The 1,886-nt window shown below is 58.8% G+C and carries 4 protein-coding genes; 3 read left to right on the forward strand and 1 reads right to left on the reverse strand.

Annotated elements, in window-relative coordinates:
- The 3 genes from OXG98_14225 to OXG98_14235 form a co-directional block, all read left to right on the forward strand.
- The coding region (locus tag OXG98_14225; protein ID MCY3773158.1) for a hypothetical protein at positions 1-298 on the forward strand (298 nt) is incomplete at its 5' end.
- A 114-nt stretch (positions 299-412) separates the two neighbouring features.
- On the forward strand, positions 413-751 hold the full coding sequence (locus OXG98_14230; GenBank protein MCY3773159.1) for a YbjQ family protein: 339 nt from the start codon (positions 413-415) through the stop codon (positions 749-751).
- Between the two features lie 58 nt (positions 752-809).
- Complete coding sequence (locus OXG98_14235; protein MCY3773160.1) at positions 810-1,169, forward strand: hypothetical protein; 360 nt, start codon at positions 810-812, stop codon at positions 1,167-1,169.
- Positions 1,170-1,181: 12 nt separating this feature from the next.
- Here the strand turns inward: OXG98_14235 and OXG98_14240 are convergent.
- Positions 1,182-1,886 (reverse strand): FIST C-terminal domain-containing protein (locus OXG98_14240; GenBank protein MCY3773161.1); only part of this gene is annotated, 705 nt, incomplete at its 5' end.

Here is a 1,886-nt window from a genome sequence, read left to right on the forward strand (position 1 = left end):
CAATACGATTCTGAATCAGCGGAGTCAGACGGTTCTGGTTGGACAAGAAGTGGATGGTGCGTTGAGGGAATATCGCCAGCAACAACCCAACCGGCCCTTGCTGCACGCCCTGGCCGAAGGAACGGGCGGCAGCCTCAACCCGACGTTTGACGAACTCACTTCCCACATCCGGGGCGGCAAGAAAGTCCTCCTCCACCCGCTCGAAAACACCCTCATTGTCATCGCCCTCTTCTTCCTCCTGGCCGACATCGCCCTGCGGGTTTTGTTTGGGCCACCGCCCGAGGTCTCACCGTTCTGATTTTCTTGATAAGAAACCATCCAGGAAAAGAATGCGCTTGCGGTGTGGTAGTGGCCGGAGAATTTTCCAGTTATGTATAACCGCCGTGAGACAACAACCTAGCGGAAACCGTCTATGCCGATTGCCAGAAACAATATGACCACGACCCCCGCAGTTCCGGGTCGCACCATTCAGGAAGCGCTTGGCATTGTCAGCGCCGAGTGTGTTTTGGGTATCAACGTCTTTCGGGATATGCTGGGTGGCCTGCGAGACTTTTTCGGCGGCCGCAGCGGCACCCACCAAAAGGCGCTACGGGAAGCCAAAGACACCTGTTTGGAAGAACTCGCGGAGCAAGCCTCGCAGCTCGGTGCCGATGCGGTTGTCGGTGTCGATATGGATTACAGCGCAATCAGCGGCGGAGGAAAAGGCATGTTGCTGCTGGTCGCGACCGGAACGGCAGTTCGGCTGAAATAGCGCCGGGGAGATTCCCTGCCGAAACCCGAGAGAGAACCGTACTGGAAAAGATTGTCAAGTGAGCCACTTCTCGAATTTCTGCAATGTGAAAGCGCCAGGCCCGTATATCCGCGCGGTCTTGTGCGCGAGCCTGATCGTGTTCGGAGCGTCCTGCTCCTGGCTGCCGTTTAGCAGAGGCTGCTGTGATGATGACCGCGACCTGGGCGTCACCTATCTTCAGGAGCCGGGACGATTTCAGACCGCAGCGCCAACGTATGGCCGCGCCCGTGACATTGACCCTGGGGCGGGAGAAACCATTACCAAGCCGGGGCTGCTCTCGAAGTATAACCCGCTCAAGGGCTTTATGGACGACGACGAAGACGAGCCGGTCGCCTCAAGCGACGACGAGGGATTTTTCGGGAATTTATTCCCGTTTTAACCCCAGATTGCCTTAGTGCAGCGGCTTCTCGCCAACGAGGACGAGGACGCCGGAATACTGGTGGACGATGGCCTGGCGCTGCACGGGGGCGATCTCGCAGCCGGTAAAAAACCCGATAACCGGCACATCGGCCAGGTATTGGTTGATATACGAAGAGTCGATATCGGGAATCCCGTAGAGCCCGCTGCCACGTCCGACGCAGTTGAAATAGAGGCCAAATGCCGGACGGCTGTGCGGCCAGCTCCGGTCCTGGGCTTCCAGCTCGCGTTTCAGGTCGGTCCGTGCGCCGTTCCCGTCGCGCAGGGTGAAGACCAGCTTCTGGCCTTCGACGATCTGGTCCGCCACCGCAATAATCCCGCGCTCCGGATCAAAGCCCACGAGATTCCGCACGACATATTCGCCAGGGGCAATATGCTGGCGTTCGGCGTCGACCGGCAGGCCAACGAAGATATAGGCCGCGGCACGACGCAGATCATCGCGGAGTTGGGGGCTCACACGTTCGGCAAAGACTTCAAACGCCGGCCGATCGTCAAGCTCAAGGATGAGATTGTTGTGGGCTTTCGTAACCCGATGCACGGGACTCACCGGTTGGCAGGCCTGGGTGATGCCAATGGTATAGGTGAATTGGCCGCTCAGCAGCGCTCCACTTACGGCGTCACTGCTGACCGTGTCTCCGCACAACTGGAAGGTCTCACCAACACTCCCGTCCTCAGACGC

Source organism: Gemmatimonadota bacterium, from assembly GCA_026706345.1.
Classification (GTDB): Bacteria; JAAXHH01; JAAXHH01; order JAAXHH01; family JAAXHH01; genus JAAXHH01.